Raw genomic sequence first — 21,095 nt, 5'->3', positions numbered from 1 at the left:
ATGAGCAATAATTTTAAACGTACTGATAGAATTGCTGAGATGATTCAACGTAAGTTGGCTCAGATCATTCCTCAGGAGATCAAAGATCCACGCTTAAAAGGTTTTGTTACTATTTCAGCGGTTAAGGTATCCGCTGATTTAGGACATGCAAAAGTGTATTTCACTATTTTTAGTGAGGATAAACAATTAGCTACCAATATTTTAAATGCAGCAGCAAGCTATCTGCGTACTGCTTTATCGCGTAGCATTACTTTGCGAACCGTTCCCCAGCTTCATTTTATTTATGATGAATCAATAGAATATGGTGAGCGGTTAAGCCGTCTAATTGATAAAGTGAATGATACGAACTCCGATGACGATGAAAGTAACTGAACATAAATCCGCTATAGATGGAATCCTACTGCTCAATAAATCTGAAGGAATGTCTTCTAATTTTGCTTTACAAAAGGCAAAGAACTTGTTTGGTGCTAAAAAGGCGGGTCATACAGGCAGTCTTGATCCTTTAGCTACGGGTATGCTGCCAATTTGTTTTGGTGAAGCAACTAAGATTTGTCAGTATATTCTTGATGCTGATAAATGCTATGAAACTACAGGGTTGTTGGGGATAAAAACTAATACAGCAGATGCTACTGGTGAAGTTATTGCTCAGACTGATGATTACTCTATTTCCGAAATGCAATTGCACGACATTTTAGAGCAATATAAAGGACGCACAAAGCAGATACCTTCGATGTTTTCTGCCTTAAAGCATAATGGTGTTCCCTTATATAAGTTTGCAAGAAAGGGTATAGAAATAGAGCGTAATGCCAGGGATATATTAATTAGTCAATTAGACTTGAATTATTTTGATGGAAAGCAATTTTCATTAACAGTAACGTGCAGTAAGGGAACTTATATACGCAATTTAGTTGAAGATATTGGCGATGATTTGCAGGTAGGAGCTCATGTCACTCGTCTACATAGGCTATACACTTCAGGGTTCCAACAGATACCTATGTACACTTTGGAACAAATAGAAGAAATGTCTTTAACACAGAAGATTAACTGCCTGATTCCCATGGATAAAGCAGTTGATTATTTGTCTCAGGTTATCTTATCTGACGAAGAGGTGTTTTCTATTCGTCAGGGCAGAGTTCTTGCTAATAAGATGAATGTTGATGTGGCAGATTGTGTTCGTCTCTATAATGAGCGGTCACAATTTATTGGAATAGGTGAACGACAAGTTAATGGTGATTTAAAAGCAAAGCGCCTACTTGCCTTCTAAAGGCCGTTTACAACCGCTACTTTTTTGACAAGGGTCATGTTTTTTGCAGCGATGCTCTAAAATCATGGTATTTTTGTTCAAACTAGAGCGTATTGTTAACACGCTTATACATGATTAATTATGTATAATGGGAGAGAAGTATGAAATTTTTTGCACAAATTAATTTCAAGCTCTTGTTTCATTTAGCATGCCTTGGTAGAATGTTCGCCTTTGAATGAATACTTAGCTTAGTTCCAGGAGTATATAATGTCGCTAAATAGCGCGGAAAAAGCAGAAATTGTTAAAGAATACAAGCGTGCTGATAAAGATACTGGCTCACCAGAGGTGCAAGTTTCTTTGATTACTGGTCGTATTAAATATTTGACTGACCACTTCAAAGATCATAAAAAAGATTTTCACTCCAGACGTGGTTTGCAAAGCTTAGTTAATAAGCGCCGCAAGTTGCTAAAATATTTGAAGCGTACAGATCAATCTCGTTATCAGACATTAATCCAAAGTTTAGGATTGAGAGATTCTTATTGATTGTTGAGATTATGGTCTCTAAAGAGACGCATCAGACATATTCAATCGTTTAGATAAAAGGCGCAGTTTTCTGCGCCTTTTTTTTCGTTATAATTACTTAATGGGGAACATTACGTGGCTAAAATTATAAAAGAGGTAGCATTTGGTGACCACACTCTAGTATTAGAAGCTGGTGAAATAGCAAGACAGGCTGATGGTGCTGTGTTAGTGAGCATGAATGGTACCCAAGTGTTGGTAACCGTTGTTGGAAAAAAAGAGAATGCGGAAAATAATGGGTTTTTTCCTCTCACAGTAAATTATCAGGAGAAGTTCTACGCGGTGGGAAAAATCCCTGGCGGATTTAATAAGCGTGAAGGCAGACCTAGTGATAATGAAACATTAATTTCACGTTTGATCGATAGACCCATTCGTCCCCTATTCCCAGATAATTTCTATAACGAAGTGCAAGTTATTGCGACAGTTCTTTCTTTAAATCCAGATGTTTCTTCAGACATTCTTGCAATGATAGGTGCTTCTGCAGCTATTGCTCTTTCCGGCATTCCGTTTAATGGACCTATAGGTGCTGCACGTGTAGGCTATAAAGATGGCATTTACTTATTAAATCCTAGCAGAAAAGAGTTGGAAGGATCTAAACTTGATTTAGTGGTTGCAGGTACTAAAGAAGCAATTTTAATGGTTGAATCAGAAGCCAAAGAATTAAGTGAAGATATTATGCGTGGCGCAATTATGTTTGGTCACGAAATGATGAAAGGTGTCATTAAAGTAATTGAAGAGTTAGCTGCTGAAACAGGCAAAGCTCGTTGGGATTGGACTCCAGCAGAAATCAACACTAATTTACAAGCAAGAGTTATTGATATGTGCCAGAATGATGTAGAGGCGGCCTATCTGATCAAAGACAAACAACAGCGTTATCAACGTTTAGATCAGTTGAGAGATCAAGCGGTAGCTGCATTATTAACTGAAAATGGTGAGTTAAGAGCAGACGAAATTACCGAAATGTTTGGTAATTTAGAGCGCTCTACGGTTCGTAACCGTATTCTTAATGGTGAGCCTCGTATTGATGGCCGCGATCATAAAACAGTACGTCCTATTGCTATTCGTACTAAATTCTTGGAAAGAACCCATGGATCTTGCTTGTTCACCCGCGGAGAAACCCAGGCTATCGTTGTTGCTACTTTAGGCAATGAGCGCGATGCACAAATTTTAGATGGAATTAATGGGGAAGCTAAAGATAAATTCATGCTCCATTACAATTTCCCTCCTTATTCTGTAGGCGAAGTAGGCATGGTTGGCAGTCCTAAGCGTCGTGAAATTGGGCATGGTCGTTTGGCTAAACGTGCTTTGATGGCAGTACTTCCTAGTGCGGCTGATTTTCCTTATGTACTGAGAGTTGTTTCTGAGATTACTGAATCTAATGGTTCAAGTTCCATGGCGACTGTTTGCGGTACTAGTTTGGCTCTGATGGATGCTGGCGTCCCTCTAAAAGCTCCTGTTGCAGGTGTGGCCATGGGGTTAATTAAAGAAGGTGAGCGTTTTGCTGTATTGACCGATATTCTAGGTGATGAAGACCATTTAGGTGATATGGATTTTAAAGTGGCTGGTACGGAACAAGGGGTTACCGCATTACAGATGGATATTAAAATCACTGGAATTACCAGTGAAATCATGGAGCAGGCGCTGGAACAAGCTTTAGCTGGCCGCATTCATATTCTTGGCATAATGAATAATGCTTTGTCTGAGCATAGGGAAGAATTATCACAGCATGCACCACGAATCACTACAATGAAAGTAGCTGAAGATAAAATTAGAACAATTATCGGTAAAGGTGGCGCAACAATTAAAGGTCTGATTGAAAGCACAGGAGTTTCAATTGATATTGATGATACTGGCGTTGTGCAATTATTTTCACCAGATCAAATGGCTTTAGAGGAAGCTCAACGACAAATTAAAGCGTTGATTGCTGAAGTAGAAGTTGGCCAGACTTACCAAGGTAAAGTAAGTAAAATTGTCGATTTTGGCGCGTTTATTAATCTTTTACCTGGCAAGGATGGATTATTGCATATTTCACAAATTTGCAATGATAGAGCGCAAAAAGTTGAGGATGTCCTAAAAGAAGGACAGGATATTGAGGTATTTGTCGCGGGGATTGATAAGCAAGGCCGCGTAAAACTAGAATGGAAAGATAAACCTCAAGCAGCCTCTAACGCAGCAAGCGCTACTGCGAATGATGAAGCAACACATCATGAAAAAGATGGCAAACATGCTGATGTGGTAAACGATCATTCAGAAGAAGAGTAAGTGCTATTGATTATAACCGGCAATGCGGCGTTGCCGCTTGCTGGTTATAAACCTTAAGTTGATGCCATCATTTGAAGGTTAATGGCGTCGATTTTAGGAGTATGGAGTAATACTGGTAGGTTGGAACCAAGCGATAGCGTAGCCCAACAGACGCCGTAAATATTAAGTTGATGCCATTACGCGAATGGCAAAGGTCAACGAATCAGGTTTAAAAATTCACTGCGGCTACTGTGATTAGAGCCCATTTCGCCCAACATCATCGATGTAGTCATAACAGAATTCTGCTTTTCAACACCTCGCATCATCATGCAAAGATGCTTTGCTTCTATCACTACAGCAACACCTCGAGCTCCAGTGACAGACTCAATACAACGAGCTATTTCTCCTGTCATTCGCTCTTGAATTTGTAGTCTTCGAGCAAAAAAATCAACAATGCGAGCGATTTTAGAGAGGCCTATTACTTTACCGTTAGGTAAATAACCTACGTGGCATTTCCCTAAAAAAGGCAATAAATGATGTTCGCACATAGAATATAATTCTATATCTTTTACTATGACCAATTCACTCATGTCAGAGTCGAAGAGAGCGCCATTTATAATGTCGTCCAGATCTTCACGATAACCTTTTGTTAAGTACCGCATCGCATTCGATGCTCGTGCGGGAGTATCTTTTAGCCCTTCACGATTGATATCTTCACCTAACTCTTGAAGGAGTTTAGTATATAGTTGTTCCATAGCAAGAACTCCTAGCCTGGCGGCCAAGTCATTTGACGTCCACCAAGTAAATGTAAATGAATGTGGTAAACTTCCTGCCCGCCACCAGAATTAATATTAAAAACTAATCGGTATCCTACATCACTAAGTCCTTCAGACTGAGCTAATTTCTTTGCTCTTAAAATCATCGATCCCAGAAGCTGACTATCATCATCGTCACAGTCATTGATTGTTGCAATATGCTGCTTGGGGATAATCAGTATGTGCGTAGGTGCTTGTGGTCTAATATCACGAAAGGCCATTATATCATTGTCTTGATAAACTACAGTAGCAGGAATTTCACCTTGAGCAATTTTGCAAAACAAGCAAGTCATAATTAACCTGATTAATAATTAAAAAGATATTATACATTTCCTTTATTAGATTGCGACAGCTTGTCTTTGTCTTTTGGCAAGATTTTTCATCAAAGTAGAAGTTATTATCGTGATGGAGGAGAAAACTCTAGGAAATTCAACAAATTTAGTACACTTAGCAGATGCAGTAGATCTAAAGGGCTTTTTCTAGGATAATAAACTTTTCTTATTGACTATAAGGGCATATAAATGAGTTTAATGGAAATTAAAAGCGGTAACGACGTTCCGAATGATATTAACGTGATTATCGAAATTCCTATGCATGGAGAGCCAGTAAAGTATGAAGTAGACAAAGAAACTGGTGCCTTGTTTGTCGATAGATTTATGGCAACCGCTATGTTTTATCCAGCCAACTATGGATATATTCCGCAAACTTTATCGGAAGATGGCGACCCAGTTGATGTGTTGGTGGTGACTCCTGTACCTTTAATCAGTGGCGCGGTAATTTCTTGCCGAACAATCGGCATGTTAAAGATGACAGATGAGTCTGGAGTCGATGCTAAGTTACTTGCTGTGCCTACCGCTAAATTGAGTAAAATGTATCAAAATATAGAATCTCACTTGGATTTACCACAGCATTTATTGTTGTCTATAGAACACTTCTTTACTCATTATAAGGACTTGGAAGAAGGTAAATGGGTTAAAATAGAAGGATGGGTCGGTCCGGAAGTGGCACGCGAAGAAATTATGTCAAGTATTAAACGTTATAATTCTTCTAACGAGTAAATTAATTATGAATATGGCATAAAAGACTGTATTGTTCTAAAAGATAAAGAGTTTAGATATTCTAAACTCTTTATCAATCTCGCTTTCTTGAATCCCTTATGATACTTTATTTTCTCGCAGCAAAATCATGAGGAAACTAAGTGCAATTCCCTATTTCAACGTTGTTGATCATTCTAGTTTTTTTGATTTTATTATCAGCATTTTTTTCAGGATCTGAAATAGGCATGATGTCTATTAATCGATATAAATTAAGATATCTGGTAAAAAAAAATGATAAACAAGCTATTCGTGTTAATCAGATGCTTGCACGACCTGACAAGTTATTAAGTGTCGTATTAATAGGCAATACTTTAGCCAATATTGTTTCATCGACTATAGCTACATTAATCGGCCAACGCTATTATGGGGAAATTGGGGTCGCTATTGCGACAGTTCTTTTAACACTGGTTGTGTTGGTTTTCGCTGAAATGACACCTAAGACACTAGCCGCAATTTATCCTCAACAAGTTGCTTTCTCATGCTCCTTACCGTTAAAAATTTTACTTTGGCTTTTTGCCCCTTTAGTTCATACGATTAGTTTAACGTCTAATGGAATTTTGAAAATATTTGGCATTTCAATAAACAAGATGCAGAAAGAAGCCCTAACTGGTGAAGAGCTTCGTTCCGTGGTACATGAAGCTGGCGGCCTTTTGCCAGTGGAACATAAGAGCATGTTAATTAGTTTGTTGGATTTGGAACAGGCTACTGTTGAAGATATTATGGTTCCTAAGGCGGATATAGTGGGTATTGATTTAGAGCAACCATGGTCGCAACTTTTAGAACAATTAGAAACAGCACAACATACTCGTTTGCCTTTATACAGGGGATCTATAGATAATCTTGTCGGGATGATTCATGCTCGAAACGTTTTAAATTTGGCATTAGAAGATAAATTAGATATTGATAGTTTATTAAAAAGCGCCGATGCCCCTTATTTTATCCCAGAGGCCACACCATTAAACATCCAAATTTTGAATTTTAGAAAGATGAAAAGACGTAGTTGCTTTGTAGTGGATGAATATGGCGATATTCTGGGATTGGTTACCATGGAGGACATACTTGAAGAAATAGTGGGCGAGTTTACCACGGACATCGCTGCTTTAAGTCGTGACATCACGCCCCTAGATGATGGGTATGTCATAGTAGATGCAAGTATGACATTACGTCATTTAAACCGTATGATGAGCTGGAATTTGCCTTTAATCGGGCCAAGAACATTAAGTGGTTTGATTATCGAGTATTTAGGCTATATCCCTCCTGCTGAGTCTTGCCTCGTTATAGACAATTATCGTATTGAAATTTTAAAGGTAAGTGATAACACGATTAAAGGAGTGAAAATGATTAAGGTAGGAAAGAAAAGAAAATAAAATTTTGTGATTGATTTATCTTTGTAGCGAGTTGATCAGTAGCATTCAACTTGAATAGGTCAGGCAAAAACTTGCTCAACCTACTCAAAAGAACTTATTTTAGCTCCTTAAAAGAGGCTATTAAATTAGTGTAAAATATAGTCGAGGTGCTTTCATAGGCTGAGTCAGTACCAACAACTAACCATGCTTCTCCTTTATCGTTACTTGTAACGTAGTAATCATCAAGCTTCTTTTGCATTTCTGCATCGGGTTGATAAGGCAAGGTTTTTAAGCGGTAAATAGAATCATGGGTATCAACTCCTATCGTTCCTATTAATATCATGTCTTTGCCGTCAATTGCTTGATTACCTTTATCTAAGGTCATTCTATAGTTATTGGCTTCATCAAGATAACGTTCAGGCTTTTTGTTCACTGCTCCTATTTTTACAAAAACAGATGAACCAGGAGAGCCGCCAGCTCCTACAGAGTCGCTGGGGGCATTAGATGCGAACTCTAAAGAAAAACTCACGAGATAACGAGTATTGGCTTTCAATCCACTTAGCTTTTTATAGGCGAACATAAATAAATCATCGCTATGATTATTTCCCGAAATTTTTAAGCTATGAGAGCTTGTTTTAATTTCATTAGGTAAGAACGCATCTTTTTCAAATTGCAGCTCGTAAAATCGCTCTTGCCCTTTAGGATAGTCAGCAAACGACACGGTAAATTCGTTGTGGTCAGAAAAAGTGTATTTATAGGTTTTTATCTCAGCAAGATGTTCTTGAGAAATTAACTGTGCTGATACAGACCAAGAAAATAAAAAACTAGCTAAGAGAATGCAAAAAGGAATGGTTTTTTTTATATAAAAATGTTTCTTTCTATAATGGATATGATTCAAAATGATTCCTTAGTGATTTAATTGGTCTAAATGTTACCATTTCAAGATCTGTTTGTATATTGTCTTCGATATGCATCGTTTCGAGCGTTCCTGCAAGGGCATTGTACTGCTTCAGCTTATTTGTAGGCACTCAAACGAAGGGGGGCGAGCAGCCGATGAAGCCTTGATGCCGCATAGGGTAATCAAGACCATTATTCTCAACATTAACTATTGGGCTCTTAAATTGATTTCTGAATCTGGCTCTTCAAACTGATGAGTAGGAGCATTTTGTATTAAGTGTTGTAAGCCTCCTTGTTCGGCAACCCGAGCACCAAGGCGTCCTTCTCCTAAGGCCGCTTGTTCCGCTTTGGTAAATGGTTCAATGGAGCCCTTGTATTGCGGATCTAGTAGGTGCATTAGTTTAGTTGCTGCATGTACTTTGACTTCGCTATTTTTTATATGGAAATAATCCGTTCCTAAAACTGCATCTAGAATGAAATAAGTTAAAGCAACGAGTCCCAAAAAGTTATAATGATACGACCATTCATTAGGACGTGTTTGGATGTAGTCTTTCAGATAGGGAAGAAGAGGAGAGCTTGTTTGTGTTCTAATCGCTGCGGCTTCAATAGATGTTGGTTGGACTGGAGGTGTTGGAGTAGAGAAAAGAGTATTACGCTGTACCGGCGTTTTTTTCTTTTGTGGTTCCAAGCCAGATGGTAGATAAGTGAGCGTCGTGGGGCAGGGAGAATAGCCCTGCGTTGCTATAATGCTAAAGATATTGTCGCAACGTTCTTTTATCTCTTTAAAATCATGTTGGGGCCTTCCTGGTTGGGCTTCCAGGAACGCTGCGGCGCTACGAAATAAAGTTAAACTGGATACTAACTTGTTAGCGTCTACTTGCCCACCCATCAAATGCGTTAGAGAAGCAGTTGGTTTCTTACTTAATTGTTGTTCAACAAGGGTTATCATCTCGTTGTAATTCTTAAAGAGAGCTGGATGACTTAGGTAGTCACAGGCTTCATTAAAATCAACAATACCATAAAACTTTGCAGTGCTACTGTAGCCAAGTTCTTTAAGTTGAGGAAATATATACCAAATCCAATGACTTGTTTTTTGTCCAGCAGCAATTTCCTTTTTTGCTTGGGCATAGTCTGTTGTTTGGGCATCAACGAAGCGTCTTAATTCAGGCATAAATGATCCTATCAATAAAGAATAATGAGGTGCAGTGTCTTTTTCGCGGTCTCAATGATTTAATATTGGTCAATTCTATCTTAATTATAGAAATAAAACACCTTTTTTGTCTTATTACAGAACAAAATGTTGAAAATAAAGAAGAGCCTACGAATAATAAGCTCGTTTACAGTGAATTTACTAAGCTAAAAGGGGAAAAAGTTAAAAGTTATGGTACAGTTGGATATCATTTAAGGAGTGGCTTGTGTGAAATGGACTCGCTTTTTAAGCTATAGCCTGATAACACTGTTATTTTTTCATTCCGCTATTGCTGCTCATCATATAGTAAACCTCTCTGTTCAATACAAGATGGTTCAGTATGCCGGAAAATTTCAGAAAGCTATCGCGGTAAATAATCAGATTCCAGCCCCGACGTTGCATTTTAAAAAAGGGGATAGAGTTACTATCAATGTATCTAACCATCTTGATAAAGAAACAGCAATTCATTGGCATGGTTTGCTTGTCCCTTGGCAAATGGATGGTGTTTTGGGAGTAGCACAGAAGGGGATTCCGCCCGGCGGTGTTTTCCGTTATGAATTTACTTTAGAGCAAGATGGTACTTATTGGTATCATGCTCATGCTGAATTACAAGAACAACAAGGTCTATATGGCGCTTTTGTCATCGACCCAATACATCCTACCCATTATAAATACACGAAAGATTATGTGATTGTTTTGTCTGATTGGAGTAACACCGCTCCCGAACAGATCTTGGCTAATCTGAAAAAGGAAGGGGACTATTATTCTCCAAAATTTCCATTGCAGCCATCTTTAGTCAAGTTTGTTCGTGATTATCGCAGCTCTTCAGCTGATGAGCGACAGAAAATTGTTTGATGATTACAAAATGATGCAGCAAATGCGCATGAGTATTTATGATATTAGTGATGTGGCATATGATGCATTTCTGTTGAATGGGCAATCAAAATTAGTGCCGTGGACTGCTCGAGTATGTAAAGGAGACGTAGTCCGATTGCGATTTATAGGGGCTGCTGCTAGCACTATCTTTAATGTAAAAATACCGAACAGTTCCATGCAGGTAGTACACATTGAAGGCAATGATGTGGTTCCTTACACAATAAAAAAATTAAAAATTGCGCCAGGTGAAACTTATGATGTTTTGGTTAGAATTCAACAAAATCAACCCTATATTATTTATGCCGAATCTATTGATACCCTTGGTGTCGTTTATGGCGCATTAATAACTAAACCACAGCAATTAGTTCCTTACCAAAACGTTAAACCTTTTCCTGAGCCTAAACCTGCGATGCGACAAATGATGTCTCTAATGATGCATGAGGACGGCGCATCTTCCCAGATGAAATCAGGCGACCATGACATGAAGATGGATCACCGCATGGGTGTTATGTTGATGCAGACCGAGCCAACGCAACAGGGTGATCTATTCTCCCCTTTTATGGGGCAAAAGGCCCAAACTTTTGGAACAAAATATCAAACGTTAAAAGCGGCAGTGAAAACTAATGATCCTAATAAACCGGTAAATCAGGTGATTAAAATGGAGTTATTTGGTTATATGGATCGGTATATTTGGTTTATTAATGGAGTACCTGAATATCTTGCTCGTCCAATCCCCTTAAAACCAAATAAGAGATATCGTTTTATTTTTACGAATCCTTCCATGATGCGTCATCCTATGCATATACACGGACATTGGTTTATTTTACGTAATGGACATGGTAGTTATGATCCCTTATTACATACTTTGGATGTCCCTCCAGGTGCTACGGTAACCGCTGATGTTGATACGGATGCTAATGGCCAATGGCTTTTTCATTGCCACCTTCTTTATCATATGATGAGCGGCATGTCTCGTGTATTTCAATACACTACATTACTAGAAATTACTAAAGATGAGGCAAAACCAGAACATATTATTCAACAAACATCTTATCTTAATCGTCCAATTGTTCGTGTCGATCACCCTCCTATCGACCAAACATTGGTGCACCATCCCATGGCGCACCCGATGAGGATCTATGGGGCTAACTTTTTGGATTTAGGAGCTGATCCTTTTCATCAAGTACAGAAACTGACCTTTAACGGTTTATATGGGTATGATTACAATAAGCTAGAGTTATTCAGTAATGATGCCGAAATGGAAAAAGGAAGCATCCAAAATGCGGATCTTGATATTTTCTATTGGCATCTTATAAATCAATTTTGGGCGATAAAAGGCGGAATAAATTATTTTTATAGACCTGCTCAATCACCCTATTGGCAGCCTGGTATTGGCATAGAAGGGCTCATGCCTTATTTTATTGCAACAAATGTTCGTACGTATTTTTATGGAGGAAGCGTTAAATTAGATATTGAGTTGCAGCGTGACTCACAAATGACGAATAATTTTTTTATCAGAACAGGCGCTAGGGCCATTTTAGCATCTAGAACAGTGATAAAGGCTGCAATTGGTAACGGGGTGAATCAAATGCGATACATTATTAGACCTTATTATCGTTTAGCGCCCGGGATAAGCCTTTTTGTGGAATATGAGCATGAACAAGATTATGGAACCTTTAAAATGCTCCAAAATCTTGAGAAAGAAAATGCGACTCAAGATACCGTAACCTTCGGGCTTTCGCTGTTATTTTAAAGTAGACTTCTTGCGCTGTTCTAATGTATCGGCGAATTGCTTTGTCGCTACGGTGCTCGAGTCCTCATGTGCCGGCGCGTACATCCCTGTTCTAAGTTTCTTTGTGTTTTTCCTTTTGTAGCGAGTTTTCCAATAATTAAGTTAGTAGGATATGGCAGAAGAGGAATAAAAATACATTTTATCGATAAGCCCGGTGATTAGGGATGCGGGGCCTGTTGATTTACTGGATGTTGGTCCTACACAATTAGCATAAAAATTAACAGCACTATGGGCAGCGAGGAATCTATCTTTTTCTATGGCATGGAACACTCCTATAATAGACGAGAGTAAGCTGCCTATTCCGGCCACCTTTTGTAGAAGAGCGGAGTCAAAATTAAATTGATCGATTTGATGTGCATCAATGACTATATGTCGTCTACCACTGACAACGACTGCAACCTTGTATTTTGTTGATAATGATTTGGCATTTTTTATAACCGTATCCGTATCAATAGGAAAGTGGTTGGGAGTATCTAATTGTCCTGTTAATAATCCCGCAATTTCATTGGGATAACCTCGAACGATAGCGATTTTGTGATTCTCAACAATGCTCATTGCCGCATCTGTTCTATAGCGACTTGCCCCGGTACCAACGGGATCTAAAATAATAGGAATCTTGAGCTCATTAGCTGTACGGCAGATGCGATGACTCAGAGGAATTAATTGTTCATCTAATTTGCCCAGGTTAATGACTACCGATTTAGATAATTTAAGAAGCTCTTCTATTTCTTGCTCTGCATGACTCATTATCGGAAAGGCGCCTAAACAACGCACTCCACTGGTAATAAGCTCTAAGGCATAATAATCGGTAATGTTTAATATAAAAGGTCTTGTTAGCTTAATTTTGGTTAAAATCTCATTGATTTTTTGTGTCATAAAAATTCCCTTTCTGTATTTCTAATTCCTGTTTTACTCAGGCCTTTGTTTACGTATGATGCATTTTACAGGATAACTCTTGTTTGACGATATAATATCTTTACTATTCTTGTTGAGTTTTATTTAACGGGTTTTAATTTGATGGGCTGGCATTGGTTGCTATTCTTTTTAATTGATTGATAGACCAAATGGACCACGTGGGGGCAACGATGAGAGTGAATAGTAAAAAAATAATATCAGAGGGAATGCCATTATTAGTGATCAAAGAATAAATTATTGTCAATAGAATGAATAAGCAAAGCCAAAAGATAAATAGAGTCAACTTTCTCCAACCATTACTTATTGTTGTTATGGATTTGCTGGCTTGGTAAATAGCATAAATTCCAATACTTCCAATAAAAAAGCCCCAGGCTGACAGTATAGCTCCTATATATTGTAGTGTTAGGAATACAGACCAAAAACCATGAAGAATCTTGGGCGATAAGTTCAAAATACCCATGATCATCCAACCGCTCAGTAAGCTGAGATCAACACATACCCCAGCAAATCCTCCGGCAAAAAAACATAAAACGGCGATATTGGTGAATGTACTCATCCCCCAAATACTGCGAAATGCTAAGCCGATGAACATCATTGCGCTATCTGCAATAGTAAAAACCGTAAAAACAAGTACATAATATGGCCAACCGGTATGCAATGCTAACATGAATTGAGAGGCAATTGCTGGGGTGTATTGAGTCTCGGGGGAAAATAAAACAGGGACTGCTATGGATGCGCCAATATAAATTAATCCGCCTATGAGCCATCCAAACCCATAGCAATAAAATATGCAGCGGAAAAAGCAATTCATCTGATCCATGATGCTAATCTCTTAAATTTCTTTTATTGTATATTGGACTTACGTTAATTTAATAATAGCATCATATAAAAATCTTATGATGAAATTTCTTAAAAAGCACTTCGCAACGCTCGTAATGATAAGCTATCAAGTGAACAGAAAATGTTGTAGCATTGTAATCCAATGCGTCATTCTATAGATTAATTAAAACGGATTTTTCTCTGTATCTTATGATAAAACATATATTTTGTATTGGCGGCGCAAATATAGATTGCAAACTGAAATCATCAGTTAATCTGACCTTAAGTACGTCTAACCCCGTTTCTTCAACCAGCTCTTATGGGGGCGTTGCTCGAAATGTTGCGCAAAATTTAATTCACTGGACAACCAATATTCATTTGCAATGTGTGGTCGGTGATGATGCTCATGGTCGACAAATGCTGGAGCATATTCGTCGTTTGGGCGTCAATACAGAGCATTGCGTTGTCTTAGCTGATAAAAAAACATCGCATTATTACGCTATTTTAAATCATGATGGGGAGCTGTTTGTCGCTCTTGCTGATATGAATATTTACGATGAGCTTACTATTGTTCAGTTTACCCCTGCTTGGGATTCCTGGCATCCACAGAGCCTTATTTTTTTGGATACTAATTTACCCGCCGAATTAATAGGCATGGTATTAAAACAAGCTGTTACACGAAACCTGCTTGTATGTATTGATGCCGTTTCGGTAACAAAGGCGCAAAAATTACCTTACAGTTTAGAACAGATTTTTTTACTCAAAACAGATCGTTTAGAAGCGAGTATATTAACTCATATGGCGATTAATTCTATTGAAGATTGTTTGAGCGCGGGTCGTAAACTGCGACGTCGCGGTGTGATGCATGCGGTGATCACTCTTGGGCGACTAGGATATGTTGTGGTTAATGAACGATGTGAAGAATATATTGAGGTACCTCAAATTGATAGAGTAATAGATACTAGCGGAGCAGGAGATGCTTTTATTGCTGGAATTTTATTAGGTTTACAACATAATGAGCCTATTCTTCACGCCTGTCAGTTAGGCGCAGCTGCAGCTGCATATACGATTCAATCCATCCATACAGTGGCTCCTGATATCTCCAAGTCTCATTTATATGCCTATATGAAAAAACATCAAATCCGTCATGAAACTATTGACGTCTAGTAAAAGAAGCATTCACCTTTACACCTGTAATCATTTATGAAGTAGCCACCATTAATGCACTATTCTAAATTTAGAAGAGAATAGTTTTATTAAATTAATAATGGCTTTATTCACACGCAGTGTTAAATTTATTATCTGTTATACACACTCTTATGTTTTGAATCCCAGCATTTACCTGCTTGGCAATGTTTATGTACGGTAGTATGCACGCAATGAGTTCCAGTGCATTTTGTTTTATTTTTATTGTAATTCCATACAGCATAACTGTTAGACATAAAACCAGTAGTGATAAGTACAATTAAAAGACTTTTAATATAGTTAGAAATCATAATAAGCTCCTTATTGTTAGCATATAACAACAGTTTGAACTACGGTTTTCATCTAGAGTATAGATTATTTTTTGTTCAACTTTGTAATTTTTCATGCCTCCATGTCAGGGGCAAGGATTCACTGGTTAGCCTGCTCGTTCAAATCGACCTCTAGAATAGCGTTTTTTTGCTCTAGCCTAATAAAGGCAATAAATAAACTAGAGTGTTGATAGGAAAATTTATGTTTCGTGAATTAATTAACGTTATTCCTCTCTGTATGTTGATCCCCTTTTTTATAATACTATTTGTATTAATAACTTACTTATCAGCCTCACTTTATGCGCAATTTGGGCTCTTTCCCCGATAACAACACGGTCTCTCCATTCTCGAATCCATGATTTCACTCCTTGATTTCTTGGCGGCGCTTTTCTGCTGAAATTTAAAAAGATAATGAATATGGAGGAACATAACTTTTCTCAGACAGCATTGTTCGTTAGAATCGCGATTTCCATATAAAAAATTGACCCTATGTTACACATTGCTCTTTATCAACCAGAAATTCCACCGAATACAGGGAATATTATTCGCTTATGTGCTAATAGTGGCGCACAATTACATCTAATACATCCCCTTGGATTTGCCCTTGATGACAAACGCATGCGTCGTGCCGGACTTGATTATCACGAATGGGCATCAATTCTACATTATGATAATTGGGCTGCTTTTGCTGAACAAAATGCCCATCGTAGAATTTTTTGTTGCACTACTAAAAGTAAACAGCTCTATAGCGATGTAGTTTATCAGCCGGAAGATATCTTATTGTTTGGTCAAGAAACCCGCGGTTTGCCTGATGAAATTCGTAACACGAACCTCACCATTCGTATTCCTATGCGAGAACAAAGTCGTAGCCTTAACTTATCCAACGCCGTAGCTATTATTCTTTTTGAGGCATGGCGACAACTTAAGTTTCTGTAATGAAACTGATCTGTGCCATACACGCTTGCAATCCCCTAGGGCACCTGTACTTTAGTGGATTGATCTTCCTGTATTATCAGCTAGCTTAACCAGAGGCCCGTTTTATTGAAAGTTAAGCTTAGGTCCTACTGGAACAATTTGTGTCGGATTAATGGCCTTATGACTGTAATAATAATGTTGTTTAATATGTTCAAAATTAACAGTTTGTTTTATGCCAGGGTATTGGTACAGTTTCTGCAAATAAGATGATAAATATTGATAATCACTAATGCGTTGCTGATTGGTTTTGAAATGACCAAAATAAACCGCATCAAAACGAATCAAGGTGGTAAACAAACGCCAGTCCGCCTCCGTTAGTTGCTCGCCCACCAAATATTGACGGTGACTTAAATGAGCATCTAACTCATCTAGAGTCGCAAATAATTCATAAAAAGCTTGCTCATAGGCCTCTTGTTTGGTAGCAAAGCCACATTTATATACCCCATTATTAACAGTGGTATATATCTTGTCATTGGTGGCATCAATTTCTGTTGCCAAATGTTCCGGGTAAAAATCTTGTGTGTTGCCTGTTAAGTGATTAAAGGCGTGATTGAGTTGACGAATAATTTCCGCGGACTCGTTACTCACAATGGTTTGTGTTTTTTTATCCCATAATACTGGTACAGTGACTCTACCAGAATACTGGTTGTCTGCTTGGCAATAAAGTTCATAAAGATAGTGCAGTCCATACAATGTGTCACCGGTGCTTCCAGCCATACCAGTTTTAAATTCCCAGCCATTTTCTAACATATGGGGGTGTACAACAGAAATGCTAATATATTCTTCTAATTGTTTTAAAGTTCTAAAGATAAGTGTTCGATGAGCCCATGGACAAGCAAGGGAAACATATAAATGATAACGCCCTTTTTCAGCAGGAAATAATGAATCGGTTTCTTTGGTAATTGCCTGTCTGAATTGGGGAGACTCTCTTTTAAATGCTCCGTCAGTTTTGCTGGTGTCGTACCAAGTGTCAGACCATTGCCCGTTAATTAAACAGCCCATGATTCCTCCTATGAAATAATCGTGCGGAATAGTTGTCATGCTTTATTAGACTTCTTTCGATACAGTCGAGTTTTGAAAGAGGTCTAATAAAGTTACAAGCTAGGTTTTTTACGAAAACTTACTGCTAATCTATTCCAACTATTAATTGTCACAATAGCCATAGTTAAGTCTACAGTTTCTTTTTCATTAAAATGACGAAGTACTTCTTGATAAACATCATCTGGTGCTTGCGTTTCGGATAATAAAGTAACTGCTTCTGTCCAGGCCAGTGCCGCACGCTCTTTCTCTGTAAAAAAAGGTGTTTCACGCCAGACACTTACCGCAAACAGTCGACGTTCTGATTCACCCCCTTTGCGTGCCTCAGCGGTGTGCATATCGACACAAAACGCGCACCCATTAATTTGAGATGCACGAAGTTTGATGAGATGAAGTAAAGAAGGCTCTAAACCGCTTTTATTCACATAACCTTCGAGGTTTAACATGGCCTTTACTGCCTCAGGAGAAATTACGTAAAAATCAAGACGAGATGTCATTTTAGCTCGCTACTCAGTGATTATAGTATGAATCTAAGCACTAATTTTGAGTTTTCGCAAATAATAGATCTGGGGGGGGGGGAACCGCATCTTGTGCCTGACTGGACCTTGCACTCAAGACAAAGATGCAAAAAGCTTAGCGTTACGCTCCAAGGGCAATGACTTTGCCATCAGGCTCATTTTCGGATAGTTCATTCTCCTGTGTCGCTTGAGTATTAAGCTTAAGTAAAGCTGTTTGTAAAGTACATGCCCAGGTTTTTAATGATTTACAAGTTTCTATGGTATCCATAGTGAAAAATGAACTTTTTACTCCTGCTTCGCGTAATTTTTTCTTTAAAGGCTCACTAATTCCTGCCAATAAACAGCTTTTCACGCTTGCTGCACAATTATGGAAAATAAATGAGTACTTGGTTTGTCTCTCTTTACGCATCGCTTCTAGGACTTTGATTTCATCTAGATAATACGGTACGCCATCCATTTTAGTAGGAAGAGTAATTGTATATTCAGGCTGTTTCCCTTCAGTAAAATCACGATCTTTCAAAAATTGTTCTTTACGCTTGGTCGTTTCTGTGCGGCGACGTCCATCCATTATTAAGGCTGCTACATCTTTCCTGGTTTTTCCATCAATTTTAAGTTCAACTTCTTTGATTGCAGTGGTAATTTCTTCTTTTTGATTTTTGTTTTGTGCCAATGTAGTCTCAAGTTGCCCGACGTCTTGTGCATAATGCGATTCAAGCGACTGCTTCAATGCAGACAACGCTTCATTTTCTTTTATTAAGCGTTGTCGTTCCGTTTTTAATTTTTGGATATTTTGAGTTATGGCTGTGAGTTGTTTTTGAGCTGATTGCTCCGGATTTTGAATTTGAAGGAGGTACGTTTGGATTCTTTCTTGCGATTTAAGTTGTGTACGGTTCCCCTCCATGTGCTGGGTATTTCTTTCTTGGGATAACTTCAACTCTCTCATTTGAGCTTGATGGGATTGAGTCAGTTGGTGCCATTGATTAGTTAGCTCCACATGGCCTTTTTCTAGCTGGCCTAGTTGTCTTTGCAATTCCTCTGATTTATCTAGATTGAGTTCCAATTCATTCGTGCTAACAATAAAGTCTAGATTTGTTCTTTTTTCACTTTGTATCTGTTCAATAAACGCTGCAAGAGGTTGTTTATGTTCAATTGATATGATGGAGTGGACACGGTCTTCTTCTGCGCGCATGTCGTCTTCATGAGCCTCAAAGGATGCTTTTACTCCTGCTTTTCCTGGATATAAATGTAGTTTTTTTAATGGGTCTTTGAACAATATGCTCGAAACAGTGGGTTTCTTGTCGGGCCAAAAACTGTTGGTAAATTGATTACAACGAACGGTCTTGGGTGCAATAGATGACTGATGCTTCTCTGTAGCGACTGATGTGGGAATTATATCTAATGTTTTTTTAGGACCCAGCTCTTCAAAATTAGCATCTACGAATACATAGTCTTTTGATCGCTCATCAATTTTTACGATGAAATTTGCATGCCCAACATGTTCTCCTTTGGATTCGGACGCTAGTATAGGGCCAAAAATTCCATGTTTGATTCGGTACTTATTAAATAAAACTGTGGTAGGCAACCAAATATTGACATCGAGCATAAACGCCATACTCCAAATAAAACTGGTTATAAAATATGAAAATAGTAAAATATTATATAAGGGTTATCTTAAGATAGTATTAAGAAATAGGGTACAAATGAACATAAGAATAATATTATTTTCTAATAAAGAGTTTATTATTCATTTTTCTCGCTTTTGTACGTTACCAACGCCGAATAAGATCTAAGCTTTAGAACTCAGATCTTAAAAAATTGGCACTGATAATAGCGTTTATTGAGATAATTAACAAAGCTTGATTCAATTGGTTATGGGTAGATGTGTTGGTTGTCTCGACATTAAGTTTTTTAAACCAAAGCTGCAAATAATCACGATGGCTAATAAATAAATTAGAGGAGTCAAGTACACATTATATCCCATATTGATAAGGGTGCTGACAACCATCGGTGCTATGCCTCCAAATAGTGTAAAGCCAATATTGTAGCAAAGAGCTACTCCAGTTAAGCGTATTGATGTAGTAAATAGACTGCATATTATTAAGGGAATAATCATTGCTGCGACGCCCTCCAAAACGCCTAGTATAATTAATCCTAAAACTAAGAAAACAGAACTTGTATTGACACTAATAAGCCAATAACTGAGGGGAATGAGTACGGCACTTAACAAGAGTAAATAGTTTAAAATAATGGATGGTGCTACTCGATTAGCTATTTTTCCTGTGAAATAAATTGCTATTACATTAAATAGCATCATTACAGGCATGATGTGCCCTACCAAGTGAGCGTTGATATGGAGCATTTCATTTAAATAAGTAGGCATGAATATAATGGTTAATACGGCTAATCCTGACATGATAGCTGTTATTGCAATACCTGTTACCAATTGAGGTAAATGCTCTTTTAATAACGTAGCTAGAGGAAATACAGGTTTATCATGAATCTTGTTAAATGCGGATGTTTCTCCTAAGGTTCTGCGGATATGGTAGCTAATAACACAAAGCACCCCACCAAAAATAAAAGGTAAGCGCCAACCATAAGAGCTTAGTTCTTCGATGGATAATAGAGAAGTAAGCAACTGATTAATAGCCATGCCTAATAGCAGACCTGAATTCACTCCAAACATTGTTAGACCAAATCCCGTGCCTTGCTTTCCAGGTAACGACTCACTAATATAGACATAGGTACTAGGTAATTCACCACCAATAGCCAATCCCTGAATTAAACGAAACAATAATAGTAAGAGAGGCGCTACTATTCCTATTTGTTCATAGGTAGGCAGAATGCCTATTGCTAAAGAAGAGAGTCCCATTAGAACAATAGTAACTACTAATACTTTTTTTCTGCCATACTCATCGCCTATATGACTAAAAAGCATACCGCCTATAGGTCGTGCTATATAACCTAAGATAAAGATGGCATAACTTTTAATTACGGCGAGCAAGGGGGCGCTTTCAGGAAAAAATTGCTGTGCAAAATAAACTGAAAAAACACCATAAATAATAAAATCATAAAACTCTAACATACCGCCTAAAGCGGCTAAATGAACAATTCTCTTTTCTTTGTCATTTAATTTAAAAGAATCTGTATGTAAACCCACAAGTTACCTCTTCCTGAATTATTGGGATGGCATATTCAATATCAACACTATACAAGTTGCAATACATTCTGTTGCTCTTTTAGC

At 38.0% G+C, this 21,095-nt stretch carries 19 protein-coding genes and 1 pseudogene; 9 read left to right on the top strand and 11 right to left on the bottom strand.

Annotated elements, in window-relative coordinates; all coding sequences use genetic code 11:
- From rbfA to pnp, 4 genes are all read left to right on the top strand, one after another.
- Entirely contained in the window at window positions 1-372 is a 372-nt protein-coding gene (gene rbfA / locus LFA_RS15980; RefSeq protein ID WP_045097047.1) for a 30S ribosome-binding factor RbfA, read from the top strand.
- On the top strand, window positions 359-1,264 hold the full coding sequence (truB, locus tag LFA_RS15975; protein WP_045097699.1) for a tRNA pseudouridine(55) synthase TruB: 906 nt from the start codon (window positions 359-361) through the stop codon (window positions 1,262-1,264). Before rbfA ends, truB begins: the two co-directional genes overlap by 14 nt.
- Before the next feature lie 246 nt (window positions 1,265-1,510).
- Window positions 1,511-1,786, top strand: a complete 276-nt coding sequence (gene rpsO / locus LFA_RS15970) for a 30S ribosomal protein S15 (RefSeq protein ID WP_045097046.1) — start codon at window positions 1,511-1,513, stop codon at window positions 1,784-1,786.
- A gap of 114 nt (window positions 1,787-1,900) precedes the next feature.
- Window positions 1,901-4,084, top strand: a complete 2,184-nt coding sequence (pnp, locus tag LFA_RS15965) for a polyribonucleotide nucleotidyltransferase (RefSeq protein ID WP_045097045.1) — start codon at window positions 1,901-1,903, stop codon at window positions 4,082-4,084.
- A gap of 194 nt (window positions 4,085-4,278) precedes the next feature.
- Here pnp and folE read toward each other — a convergent pair whose 3' ends face one another.
- Together folE and LFA_RS15955 are read right to left on the bottom strand one after the other, a co-directional pair.
- Complete coding sequence (gene folE, locus LFA_RS15960; protein WP_045097044.1) at window positions 4,279-4,818, bottom strand: GTP cyclohydrolase I FolE; 540 nt, start codon at window positions 4,816-4,818, stop codon at window positions 4,279-4,281.
- 11 nt (window positions 4,819-4,829) lie between these two features.
- Window positions 4,830-5,171, bottom strand: coding sequence for a histidine triad nucleotide-binding protein (locus tag LFA_RS15955; protein WP_045097043.1), 342 nt, complete (start codon window positions 5,169-5,171; stop codon window positions 4,830-4,832).
- 228 nt (window positions 5,172-5,399) lie between these two features.
- Between LFA_RS15955 and ppa the strand changes: the two genes are divergently transcribed.
- Window positions 5,400-5,936 carry an inorganic diphosphatase gene (gene ppa, locus LFA_RS15950; protein WP_045097042.1) on the top strand — a complete coding sequence of 179 codons (537 nt, stop codon included), beginning with the start codon at window positions 5,400-5,402 and terminating at the stop codon, window positions 5,934-5,936.
- 140 nt (window positions 5,937-6,076) lie between these two features.
- Window positions 6,077-7,342 carry an HlyC/CorC family transporter gene (locus LFA_RS15945; RefSeq protein ID WP_045097041.1) on the top strand — a complete coding sequence of 422 codons (1,266 nt, stop codon included), beginning with the start codon at window positions 6,077-6,079 and terminating at the stop codon, window positions 7,340-7,342.
- Between the two features lie 94 nt (window positions 7,343-7,436).
- On the opposite strand, the gene LFA_RS15940 is transcribed toward LFA_RS15945, so the two are convergent.
- Window positions 7,437-8,219 carry a hypothetical protein gene (locus LFA_RS15940; RefSeq protein ID WP_231865869.1) on the bottom strand — a complete coding sequence of 261 codons (783 nt, stop codon included), beginning with the start codon at window positions 8,217-8,219 and terminating at the stop codon, window positions 7,437-7,439.
- Window positions 8,220-8,426: 207 nt separating this feature from the next.
- Window positions 8,427-9,389 carry a DUF1810 domain-containing protein gene (locus tag LFA_RS15935; protein WP_045097040.1) on the bottom strand — a complete coding sequence of 321 codons (963 nt, stop codon included), beginning with the start codon at window positions 9,387-9,389 and terminating at the stop codon, window positions 8,427-8,429.
- 276 nt (window positions 9,390-9,665) lie between these two features.
- Between LFA_RS15935 and LFA_RS15925 the strand changes: the two are divergent.
- Window positions 9,666-12,036 (top strand): annotated as a pseudogene (locus LFA_RS15925) (multicopper oxidase domain-containing protein).
- A gap of 141 nt (window positions 12,037-12,177) precedes the next feature.
- Here the strand turns inward: LFA_RS15925 and LFA_RS15920 are convergent.
- Both LFA_RS15920 and LFA_RS15915 read right to left on the bottom strand, forming a co-directional pair.
- On the bottom strand, window positions 12,178-12,951 hold the full coding sequence (locus tag LFA_RS15920; protein ID WP_045097038.1) for a hydroxyethylthiazole kinase: 774 nt from the start codon (window positions 12,949-12,951) through the stop codon (window positions 12,178-12,180).
- A gap of 133 nt (window positions 12,952-13,084) precedes the next feature.
- Window positions 13,085-13,810, bottom strand: a complete 726-nt coding sequence (locus tag LFA_RS15915) for a hypothetical protein (RefSeq protein WP_045097037.1) — start codon at window positions 13,808-13,810, stop codon at window positions 13,085-13,087.
- 209 nt (window positions 13,811-14,019) lie between these two features.
- On the opposite strand from LFA_RS15915, the gene LFA_RS15910 reads away from it, so the two are divergent.
- Window positions 14,020-14,976: a carbohydrate kinase family protein gene (locus LFA_RS15910; RefSeq protein ID WP_052674015.1), complete on the top strand. Its 957-nt coding sequence runs from the start codon at window positions 14,020-14,022 to the stop codon at window positions 14,974-14,976.
- A gap of 131 nt (window positions 14,977-15,107) precedes the next feature.
- Here the strand turns inward: LFA_RS15910 and LFA_RS15905 are convergent, their stop codons facing one another.
- Window positions 15,108-15,305, bottom strand: coding sequence for a hypothetical protein (locus LFA_RS15905; RefSeq protein ID WP_045097036.1), 198 nt, complete (start codon window positions 15,303-15,305; stop codon window positions 15,108-15,110).
- Between the two features lie 507 nt (window positions 15,306-15,812).
- Here LFA_RS15905 and trmL point away from each other — a divergent pair.
- On the top strand, window positions 15,813-16,259 hold the full coding sequence (trmL, locus tag LFA_RS15900; protein WP_045097035.1) for a tRNA (uridine(34)/cytosine(34)/5-carboxymethylaminomethyluridine(34)-2'-O)-methyltransferase TrmL: 447 nt from the start codon (window positions 15,813-15,815) through the stop codon (window positions 16,257-16,259).
- A 102-nt stretch (window positions 16,260-16,361) separates the two neighbouring features.
- Here trmL and LFA_RS15895 read toward each other — a convergent pair whose 3' ends face one another.
- The 4 genes from LFA_RS15895 to LFA_RS15880 form a co-directional block, all read right to left on the bottom strand.
- Window positions 16,362-17,300 carry a glutathione S-transferase family protein gene (locus tag LFA_RS15895; RefSeq protein WP_045097034.1) on the bottom strand — a complete coding sequence of 313 codons (939 nt, stop codon included), beginning with the start codon at window positions 17,298-17,300 and terminating at the stop codon, window positions 16,362-16,364.
- 92 nt (window positions 17,301-17,392) lie between these two features.
- Entirely contained in the window at window positions 17,393-17,833 is a 441-nt protein-coding gene (locus LFA_RS15890) for a carboxymuconolactone decarboxylase family protein (RefSeq protein ID WP_045097033.1), read from the bottom strand.
- 142 nt (window positions 17,834-17,975) lie between these two features.
- Window positions 17,976-19,457 (bottom strand): hypothetical protein, encoded by a 1,482-nt coding sequence (locus LFA_RS15885; protein ID WP_052674014.1) that lies wholly within the window; start codon window positions 19,455-19,457, stop codon window positions 17,976-17,978.
- A 258-nt stretch (window positions 19,458-19,715) separates the two neighbouring features.
- Window positions 19,716-21,011: an MFS transporter gene (locus LFA_RS15880; RefSeq protein WP_045097032.1), complete on the bottom strand. Its 1,296-nt coding sequence runs from the start codon at window positions 21,009-21,011 to the stop codon at window positions 19,716-19,718.
- Window positions 21,012-21,095: the final 84 nt, after the last annotated feature.

The organism is Legionella fallonii LLAP-10 (assembly GCF_000953135.1).
Classification (GTDB): Bacteria; Pseudomonadota; Gammaproteobacteria; order Legionellales; family Legionellaceae; genus Legionella; species Legionella fallonii.
This window is presented reverse-complemented; position numbering and strand designations above follow the sequence as displayed.

Excerpts from the sequence above, each read along its gene's own strand:
- rbfA (WP_045097047.1), top strand. The coding sequence starts at position 1 with ATGAGCAATAATTTTAAACGTACTGATAGAATTGCTGAGATGATTCAA.
- truB (WP_045097699.1), top strand. The coding sequence starts at position 359 with ATGAAAGTAACTGAACATAAATCCGCTATAGATGGAATCCTACTGCTC.
- rpsO (WP_045097046.1), top strand. The coding sequence starts at position 1,511 with ATGTCGCTAAATAGCGCGGAAAAAGCAGAAATTGTTAAAGAATACAAG.
- folE (WP_045097044.1), bottom strand. The coding sequence starts at position 4,818 with ATGGAACAACTATATACTAAACTCCTTCAAGAGTTAGGTGAAGATATC.
- LFA_RS15955 (WP_045097043.1), bottom strand. The coding sequence starts at position 5,171 with ATGACTTGCTTGTTTTGCAAAATTGCTCAAGGTGAAATTCCTGCTACT.
- ppa (WP_045097042.1), top strand. The coding sequence starts at position 5,400 with ATGAGTTTAATGGAAATTAAAAGCGGTAACGACGTTCCGAATGATATT.
- LFA_RS15935 (WP_045097040.1), bottom strand. The coding sequence starts at position 9,389 with ATGCCTGAATTAAGACGCTTCGTTGATGCCCAAACAACAGACTATGCC.
- LFA_RS15920 (WP_045097038.1), bottom strand. The coding sequence starts at position 12,951 with ATGACACAAAAAATCAATGAGATTTTAACCAAAATTAAGCTAACAAGA.
- LFA_RS15915 (WP_045097037.1), bottom strand. The coding sequence starts at position 13,810 with ATGGATCAGATGAATTGCTTTTTCCGCTGCATATTTTATTGCTATGGG.
- LFA_RS15910 (WP_052674015.1), top strand. The coding sequence starts at position 14,020 with ATGATAAAACATATATTTTGTATTGGCGGCGCAAATATAGATTGCAAA.
- LFA_RS15905 (WP_045097036.1), bottom strand. The coding sequence starts at position 15,305 with ATGATTTCTAACTATATTAAAAGTCTTTTAATTGTACTTATCACTACT.
- trmL (WP_045097035.1), top strand. The coding sequence starts at position 15,813 with ATGTTACACATTGCTCTTTATCAACCAGAAATTCCACCGAATACAGGG.
- LFA_RS15895 (WP_045097034.1), bottom strand. The coding sequence starts at position 17,300 with ATGGGCTGTTTAATTAACGGGCAATGGTCTGACACTTGGTACGACACC.
- LFA_RS15890 (WP_045097033.1), bottom strand. The coding sequence starts at position 17,833 with ATGACATCTCGTCTTGATTTTTACGTAATTTCTCCTGAGGCAGTAAAG.
- LFA_RS15885 (WP_052674014.1), bottom strand. The coding sequence starts at position 19,457 with ATGCTCGATGTCAATATTTGGTTGCCTACCACAGTTTTATTTAATAAG.